This window comes from Mycobacterium sp. (assembly GCF_035603715.1).
Lineage (GTDB): Bacteria > Actinomycetota > Actinomycetes > Mycobacteriales > Mycobacteriaceae > Mycobacterium.
Window position 1 is genome coordinate 1 of record NZ_DATNJW010000673.1, and the last position, 8,983, is coordinate 8,983.

7 protein-coding genes are annotated in these 8,983 nt (G+C 66.0%); 2 read left to right on the forward strand and 5 right to left on the reverse strand.

What is annotated here, in order from left to right; translation table 11 throughout:
* The 3 genes from VN856_RS27035 to VN856_RS27045 form a co-directional block, all read right to left on the reverse strand.
* Positions 1-1,994 (reverse strand): fatty acid synthase subunit beta domain-containing protein (locus tag VN856_RS27035; RefSeq protein WP_325695043.1); only part of this gene is annotated, 1,994 nt, incomplete at its 3' end.
* Between the two features lie 487 nt (positions 1,995-2,481).
* The gene (locus VN856_RS27040) at positions 2,482-2,634 is read right to left on the reverse strand and encodes a hypothetical protein (protein WP_325695044.1); all 153 of its coding nucleotides are present in this window, start codon (positions 2,632-2,634) and stop codon (positions 2,482-2,484) included.
* 50 nt (positions 2,635-2,684) lie between these two features.
* Positions 2,685-3,896, reverse strand: a complete 1,212-nt coding sequence (locus VN856_RS27045) for a low temperature requirement protein A (RefSeq protein ID WP_325695053.1) — start codon at positions 3,894-3,896, stop codon at positions 2,685-2,687.
* Positions 3,897-4,018: 122 nt separating this feature from the next.
* On the opposite strand from VN856_RS27045, the gene VN856_RS27050 reads away from it, so the two are divergent.
* Complete coding sequence (locus VN856_RS27050; RefSeq protein ID WP_325695046.1) at positions 4,019-5,665, forward strand: serine/threonine-protein kinase; 1,647 nt, start codon at positions 4,019-4,021, stop codon at positions 5,663-5,665.
* A gap of 15 nt (positions 5,666-5,680) precedes the next feature.
* Here VN856_RS27050 and VN856_RS27055 read toward each other — a convergent pair whose 3' ends face one another.
* Complete coding sequence (locus tag VN856_RS27055; protein ID WP_325695048.1) at positions 5,681-7,033, reverse strand: lipocalin-like domain-containing protein; 1,353 nt, start codon at positions 7,031-7,033, stop codon at positions 5,681-5,683.
* Positions 7,023-7,826 (reverse strand): enoyl-CoA hydratase/isomerase family protein, encoded by an 804-nt coding sequence (locus VN856_RS27060; protein ID WP_325695050.1) that lies wholly within the window; start codon positions 7,824-7,826, stop codon positions 7,023-7,025. Before VN856_RS27060 ends, VN856_RS27055 begins: the two co-directional genes overlap by 11 nt.
* A 104-nt stretch (positions 7,827-7,930) precedes the next feature.
* Here VN856_RS27060 and VN856_RS27065 point away from each other — a divergent pair.
* Positions 7,931-8,983, forward strand: a 1,053-nt coding sequence (locus tag VN856_RS27065) for an aldehyde dehydrogenase family protein (RefSeq protein ID WP_325695051.1), incomplete at its 3' end; no start/stop codon positions are given.

Sequence of the window (8,983 nt, forward strand, 5' to 3'; positions counted from 1 at the left end):
CCGACCCACTGATCGGTGCCCTGGATGTCGACCAGCATCTGCTTGACCGACGGCGAGGTGGTGGACTCCAGCGTCGCCATGGCCGCGGTCCCGACCAGGATGCCGTCAACGGGCATCAGCGGGAAGCCGTACGCCTGTGCCCAGCGACCGGACAGGTATTCGGCTGCCCGCTCGGGAGTGCCGATGCCGCCGCCGACGCAGACGGTGATGTTGGGTCGCGACCGCAACTCGGAGTAAGTGGCCAGCAGCAGGTCGTCGAGGTCTTCCCAGGAGTGGTGGCCGCCGGCGCGCCCGCCCTCGACGTGCATGATGACCGGCCTGGTCGGCACTTCGGTGGCGATGCGGATGACCGAGCGGATCTGCTCGACGGTGCCGGGCTTGAACACGACGTGGGAGATGCCGATGTCGTTGAGCTCTTCGATCAGCTCGACGGCCTCTTCCAGTTCGGGGATCCCGGCACTGACGACCAGGCCATCGATCGCCGCGCCGGACTGACGAGCCTTCTGCACCAAGCGTTTTCCGCCGACCTGCAGCTTCCATAGGTACGGGTCGAGGAAGAGCGCGTTGAACTGATAGGTGCGGCCGGGTTCGAGCAGCCCGGACAGCTGCTCGACGCGGTCGTTGAAGATCGGCTCGGTGACCTGCCCGCCGCCGGCGAGCTCAGCCCAGTGCCCCGCGTTAGCCGCGGCGGCGACGATCTTGGCGTCGACGGTGGTCGGGGTCATCCCGGCGAGAAGAATCGGCGACCGGCCGGTCAGCCTGGTGAACTTCGTCGAGAGTTTGACCCGGCCGTCGGGCAGGCTGACCACCGACGGGGCGTAACTCGACCACGGCCGGGCCACCTCCGGTACGGCGCCGACGGTGAACAGGTTGCGCTGACCGCCGCGGGTCGCCGCGGGCACGATGCCGACTCCGAGACCGCGGATCACCGGAGCGGTGAGACGGGTCAGGATGTCGCCGGGACCCAGGTCGAGAATCCAGCGGGCACGCGCCTCGTGGACCCTGATCACCTCGTCGACCCAGTCGACCGGCTGGACCAGGATGGCGTCCGCCATCGCGCAGGCCAACTCGACATCGATGCCGACCTTCTCGGCCCATTCGCCGACGATGGCGATGCTGTCGGCGAGCCTCGGAGTGTGGAAGCCCACCTCGACCTGGACCGGGTCGAAGACCGGCGCGAACACGTCGCCGCCGCGGACCTTGTTCTTGCGGTCGGCTTCTTCCTTCTCCGAGATCTGCTTGCAGTACAGCTCGAAGCGGGACAGCTGCTCGGGGGTTCCGGTGATAACGACCGAGCGCCGGCCGTTGCGGATCGACAACACCGGTGGCAATACGGTGCGGACGTCTTGCGAGAAGTCTTCGAGCAGCCGGTAGATGCGCTCGGGGTCGGCGTTGCTGATCGACACCATCGGCGGGCGATCACCGAGAACCGAGATTCCGCGCCGGCGGGCCACCAGCGTGCCGGCGGCGCCGATCAGCTGTGCCATCGCCAGCAGCTCGATATCGCGCGTTCCCGCCGCTTTCAGGGCCTCCACGGCCAGGATTCCCTGCGAGTGCCCGACGACGGCCACCGGCGGGGTGGCGGTCAAGTCCAGGCCCTGCCGGGCCAGGGTGCGGACCGCGGCGATCTGGGTGAGCAGGACACCGGGCAGCGACGCTGCGGCCGAAGTCAGGTGTTTGTTGGACGGAACAGGGTCCTCGGCAGCCAGCGCGCGCACCCACTGCAGCGGCTCGAAGCCGATCGGCCGCACCACCACGAGCTCGCGGGCCACCGGCTCGAGGAGCAGGTCCACCTCGCCGACCAGCGTCGCCAGCTCGGATTCGATACCGGCCGACGACACCAGCTCTTCCAGCGTCTCCAACCACGCGCCGCCCTGCCCACCGAACGCGACCGCGTAGGGCTCGCCGGAAGTAAGCCGATCGACCAGAGCATGACTGTCCGAGGGGAGTCCGTCACGGTCGGCGGACACTCGGTGGTGCTCATAGATCGTCACGTCTGTATCTCCCTCAATGCATCTGTCCACCACTCGCGTGCCAGAGCTACGCTGCCCCGCAATTCGGTCCACATTCCGATTCCGCCCCGGTCCAACCGGCCATATACCGACTGACCGCGCTTCCGCGGGTCAAGCAAAAGGAGGGCGTCATCGGCTGCACTAAGAGTGTCATAAGAAACCTGGGAGTTTCCGGCGCAAATTGGTTACTGGTGAGTTCTACGCGCGAGTAATGGTGGGCTGGGTAACACTCCGCTCATAGGCCGCTGACGGTGTCCGGACCAAACCTGCTGCGTGCAGGTGGTTACGGTCGAGTAGCTATAACTGCGCAGATCAAGGCAGTATTGTTACCTAATCGTTATCTTCGAAATTTGCGTCATCTCCGCCCTCGCGGTCCATGGCCGACCGGACGGCGCGGTGCGACTGTTGAGAAACCGGCCGACCGGCCGATCGACAAAAGTTTGCTGGAAAACTTACCGGCGAGTAAAGCTCACGCCCACTGGCCGAATTGCGGACGCTTGTGTGCGGCCACCCGCTCCTCAGTCCAGCAATACGCCGAGGCCATCCGCGGAGCTCGACGGGTGGCGCGCAGCGATTCCGCCGCGCTGACGAACCCGATGGGGCCGGTGTTGCGGCGGCACATTTCAGCGCGTCCCGCTTCGGCACTGTCACATCTGCCTCGACGGTGAGCGATCAGCCCGACCCCGCGTTCTTAGCCAGAACGTGGGCAATGCGCCGGTGCCCATGCGATTCGAAACTGGCGACAGCGGCCGCCGGCGCTGCGGTGACAACCACCAGACACGTCGGGGTGGAAACCCCTGCGGATGCCAGGCCGACCGCCGCGCCCAGGACCGAGAGAGTGATCAGCACGACGGATGCATAGAAGCCATCCCACGTTCGGGTCAGCAGCAGGTAGGTTCCGTAGACCGCGGCGATGTAGACACCCACCGGTATAGCGACCGCCAGGACCGTGGCGATCGAATTCATCGCCGACTTGTGTTCGATGAAGTCGGCGGCTGCATGTAGCCCCGCACCCGTCGCGACGATGGACCCGAAGACCACGATGTGGAGGTAGCCATAGCCGAACGAGCGCTCGCGGTGAGCGTGCAGCAGATCAGCGGCCGGAACCACGAAATACACCCACCACATCCCGAAGGTCAGACCCGTCCCCGCGACCGCCACCAGCACGGCGTCAGTCGTCCAACCCTGGTCGGCGACCACCGCAGACAACGAGGCGACGGTCCCGACCACGCCTTCACCGAGAGCGATGATCGTCAGCAGTCCGTTGCGTTCGGCGATGTGGTGTGCGTGCCAGGGCGTTCCGCCCATCCTCTTCTCGGCGAGCAACGGTCCACTGAGCTCGATCCCGACCATCACGGCAACCAGGAGGAAGGTCACGCCCAGCGAACTGTGCACGATCGCGATGGCAACCCAGCCGACTTGCGCGACGGTGATGGCGACCGCGTAGGTCAAGCATGCGGCCTGGCGACCGGGATCTTGCATGGCGGCGCGTAGCCACTGGATCACCATCGCCACCCGCATCACCACGTAGCCGGCGACCATGGCCCGGTTGTCGACGTGCCGGCCTTCGGCGATCGACGAGAACACCTGCGGAATCCCCAACGCGAGCACCAGCACGCCCACCATCTGCAGCATCGTCGTCAGCCGGTACACCCAGTCGTCGGTGTCGTAGGCCGACGCGAACCAGCTGAAGTTGATCCACGCCCAGCACACCGAGAACGTGGCGAAGACGAAGCCGGCCAACCCCGCGCCGACGTGGCCCGCTGCCAACATGTGCGCGAGCTGCGACGCGGCGACGCCGAAGGCGATGACGAACGTGAGGTCGAACAGCAACTCCAGCGGGGTGGCCACCCGGTGAGGCTCGTGCGGGTCACGGCCCGACATCCGGCGGAGCCGGTGCGCAAGGCCTTCGCTGGTCTGGTGGCTTCCGGGTTCACTCACGCTGACATTCTCGCCCGTTCCCCCACATGCCCTGGGTTTCTGACACCGGTCTGTACCATCTCCACATGCCGCTGGTCATTGGAGCGACGGCCGCCGGATTCTGCATCGTGCGGCAGCTTGGATACGAGGAGTTCGGTGAGCTCTACGTGGCCGAGCACCCGCGGCTTCCGCGCCAGCAGGTTCTTCATCTGATTCCGGCCGAGATTTCCATCGACCTCGATTACCGCGAGCGGTTCCACCAGGAGTCGGACCTGGCAGCGGCGCTATGGCATCCGAACATCGCGGGGCTCACCGACCGCGGCGAGTTCGAGGACCAGTTGTGGCTCTCGACGGAGTACATCGACGGCTCCGACGCGGCCGAACTGCTGAGCGAGGGCCACCTCGATGGCATGCCGCCGAGGATGGTGATCGAGATCGTTTCCGCGATTGCGGAAGCCTTGGACTACGCGCACGACAGCGGGGTGCTGCACCGGCACGTCAATCCCGGCAACATCCTGGTCGGCAAATCGCCGGCCGACAGAAGGCGAATTGCGTTGACGGGCTTCGGTGTAGCACGGCCCGAGGGTGCGCATAACACGCTCACCCGGGCCGGTCTGTTCATCGGGACCGCCGGCTACACCGCGCCCGAGCAGCTGATGGGCGATGAGATCGACGGCCGCGCCGATCAATACGCCCTGGCGGCCAGCGCGTTTCACATGCTGACCGGGGCGCCGCCGTTCGCACATTTCAATCCGTCCGTGGTGGTCAACAGGCAGCTCAACGATCGAGCGCCCCGACCGAGCGAGATCCGGCCTGACCTGATCGAGTTCGACGCGATCTTCGCCCGCGCGCTCTCGAAAGACCCGGTCGACAGATTCCGACGGGGTCGCGACTTCGCCAAAGCACTCGAGTCGACCGGCGGTACACGGTCACACATCCGCGCCACATCCGAGTTGCGCGCGGCATCCATTTTCCGCGAGCCGACCGATGGCACGGATGCCGCGCCTGCGACGGCCCCCGCAACGCCGAGGTCCGACGCTGCGGCGCCGACCGCGCCAGCCGCGCCGACCAGACCCGACGCGCCGACCAAACCTGGCGCATTCGCTGCACCGGCGAGCAAAAACGGCTCTGCGCCACATGCTCCACCGGGCAGCCACGTCGACAATGCGGTCACGTCTGCTAAACCCACCCCGCCCGACGATGACGTCGACCAGGCGGCCGAGGCTCGCACGCGCCGACTGAAGCACTCCGCGGCGATCGGTGGTGTGATCGTGGTCGTACTGCTGGCTTGGTTCGTGGGTGTCCGAGCGCTGCGCTCGGCGTCTCAATCCACTGACACACCAACCAGTGTCGAGACCACCTCGGCCGAGCCCACAGCTGCGATTCCTGCATTGTCTACCGCGCCGCCGGCGTTCATCGCCCCAGCACCGCCGCCCCCGCCACCCCCGGCGGTCGGGCCGCGTCCCATCGTCAGCGCGCCGGTGACGACATCGCCGACGACCACCAAGCCCGTGCCAAAGGCGACCAGCACCACACCGGCGCAGACGACAGTGCCGCACTCGACTACAGCGACAACAACAACGTCACCGAAGCCGCCAGGCGGCTTGGACACCCGCCCGGCGGTCGGCATGCCGTGTGGCGCGGAGGGCTCCTCGGCCATTTCGAACTCGGGCGGTCCGGTGAACTGCGTCAGCACCCCGGGCGGATTCGCCTGGGAACCACCCGGAGGGTGACCGGCGCCGCGACCGTCAGCTGTCGTCCGACAGCACCGCGATCAGGGCGTCGATGACGTCGCGGCAGTCCGTGCTATCGGCAGGTAACCCTGCGAGCATGGACTGCAACAGCTTTCGCGCCTGCGACCGATTTCCCGACGCGATGAGCGGGCGCACCTGATCGACCGCATCAGTCAATTGCGGGTCGGCCCCGCTGAGATTCTCGACGGCTGACGCCAGCACCTCGATCAACTCCCAATCGCGGTACAGCGCCAGCGAACGCTCGTAGAACGCGAAGCCGCTGACCGGTTCTCCCCGCAGTGTTCCGCGGTAGCGATACGGTCCTTCCATGTATTCGATCGGCAGCCCGTGCGCGGGCGCCGGCACCATGGGCTCCCCGGTGAGGTCCAATTGCAAAGAGGCACATTGCAACCGGTGGCGATCCGGCATGAACCGGTTCGGGGCCAGCGGCCGCACCAGTGGCCGGATCGAATCAGGCCAGCGGACGTAGCTGCTCACCGTGACGTCGACGTCTTCCGCGCACTCCGGAGCCCTCGCCGGGTCGGGGTAGCTCACCGTCACACCGGTGAATGGTTGCGGCACATTGCCGTCCGTCCGGTCGAACTGCCGCCAGATGCTCATGTCGACGCCGTTGTCGAAATTGATCGTGCGCCATTCGTGCGACCTGGCTCGCGGGTCTCCGCCGGTCCCCCCGCCGCCGGCGTATCGGGGAAACCATTGTCTGTCAATGTGTCCCGCGCTGCCGCTGACATCTTCGTCCCGATCACCCCAGCGCAGCGTTCCGCTCATCGCCATGCCGGTTTGGAAATACGAGTAGGTGTCGTCCTGGCCGAAGCAGGTGATCTTGCCGTCGAACGTGTCCGCGCCGACGGGAACTGGCGCACGCGTCGGCGTGACATCCAAATCCAGTTCCATCGATTGGCCGGCCTGATCGACGCCGCGCAGGCTGACCCGGTAGGTGTAGGGCCGCAGTTCGCCGTGGTCGTCACGGCACGCTGTCCACACCACCGGCCCGGCGCTGCTTTCGTATTGGATGTCGAGATATCCGGCGGACATCGACATCTTCTGACGAGCACCGGGCTGCATGTTCTTGGGTGGCATGTCGTAATCGGTGTAGGTGCCGTATTCGCCTGTATCGCAATCAAACAGCGACATCGTGTAGAAATCGGCAACCACCGTGCCGCCCGGGCGATTCTTGTTGAAGATGGTCAGGAACGCGAACGAGCGGCCCGTTGCGCCGGTCAGCTCGCCGGCGATGAACCAGGTGTCGGACTCCTGGTCGGCATGTAAGCCCTCTGCGACGGGGAAATCCAGCGCACTGTCGTTGTGCACCAAGCGGAACGGATACGTGCGCCAATCAGTGTTCATGTCCCGCCTCGGGTGTGTCGATCGCGTCATATTTGTCGGCCCCCAGGAACTCTCGCACCTTATCGATGTGGTCGTCGGCACCGAGCTCGAGCGTTTCGGCCGCGAGTCCGTAGTCCACGATCGCGATCGCCGCCTGGGCAAGGTGCTTAGAGAACGCCCGCTTGGTGGTCTGCAATGCGCGGGCCGGCTGAGCCGCCAGCCGGGCAGCCAGTTGCAGCGCCTGCTCCATCAACGTCTCGGCGGTCGTGACCCGGTTGGCCAGACCCAGCTCCACCGCCAACGCCGCGGGAATGCGCTCGCCGGTGTAGACATACTCCTTGGCACGGATGAGGCTGGTCATGTACGGCCACAACAGTGCGCCACCGTCGCCTGCGGTCAGGCCGATCGACACATGGGGATCGCACAGATAGCTGCGTTCGGACATCAACACCAGGTCGCAACACAGCGCCAGCGAAGCACCCAGTCCGACGGCCGGGCCGTTGACCGCGGCCACCACCGGCAGCCGAAAGTTGATCATCGCGTGCAGGATGTCCGCCGCCTGGGCGGAGATGTCGTACCGGTAGCCAAGAGAACGGTGTTGCGCCTTCAGGAAGGCGAAATCGCCTCCGCCACTGAAGGTTTTGCCGGCGCCGGTGAGCACCACGCAACGGGCGCCGGTATCGCGCTCCAGATCGCGCCAGACGTCGAGCAGCTGATGATGCAGGGCGGCGTTGACGACGTTGAGATCATCGGGACGGTTGATCGTCACGACCCGGACGGCGCCGTCCGTCGTCACCAGAAGTTCGTCGCTCACGTCGCATTCACAGTTGATCTACGGCAGTTGCCAGGCGGCCCGTCTTTTTTGCTATGTTAGCATCAATAGCGAAGTTGCCATCGCCTTTTCAAAGGTCGTGCCTTATGCCGGAAACCCTTGATCACCGTTGCTACGACCAGCTTTTCGTCGGCGGGCAGTGGCGTAAGCCGTCGACCGATCAGCGCCTGACGGTCATCTCCCCGCACACCGAGAGTTCGATTGGCGACGTTCCCGCGGCGACGCCCGCGGACGTCGACGACGCTGTTGCCGCCGCTCGGCACGCCTTCGACCATGGACCATGGCCGCGGCTCAGCCCGCAGGAGCGCATGCGCAAGGTCGAGCAGCTCGCGACCATCTACGGCGGCCACCTCGACGAGATGGCCGACCTGATCACCGACGAGATGGGCTCGCCGCGCAGTTTCAGCCGCCTGGGTCAAGCCGCCGCAGCGGTGTCGATGATCCACCTCTCCCTGGGGGTCGCCCGCGACTTCCCCTGGACCGAACGGCGCCACGGCGTACTTGGCGAAGTGCACCTGCACCGCGCCCCGGTCGGGGTGGTCGCGGCGATCGTGCCGTGGAACGTGCCGCAGTTCCTGATCATGCCCAAGCTGATACCAGCGTTGATCGCCGGCTGCCCGGTCATCGTCAAACCCGCGCCCGAAACGCCTTTCGACGCTTTGTGGTTGGCCGAGATGATCGAGCAGCTGGACCTGCCCGAAGGGGTGGTGTCGGTTCTTCCCGGCGGGACCGATGTCGGCGAGGCGCTGGTGCGCCATCCGGGTGTGGACAAGGTGTCGTTCACCGGGTCGAGCGCGGTGGGACGCCGCATCGCCACGCTATGCGGCGAGCAGCTCAAGCGGGTAAGCCTGGAGCTCGGCGGCAAGTCTGCGGCGATCATTCTCGACGATGCCGACATCGGCAAGACGGTCCGGGAATTGAAGTCCGCGAGCCTGATGAACAACGGACAGGCCTGTGTAGCTCAGACCCGCATCCTGGTCAGCGAGCGGCGCCGCGATGAGGTTGTCGACGCGCTGGCCGAGATGATGTCGGGCCTGCAGGTCGGCGATCCCACTGACGAGGCGACCGACATCGGCCCGCTGGTCGCGCAACGCCAACAAGCCCGGGTCCAGGACTACATCAGATCGGGCGTGAAAGAG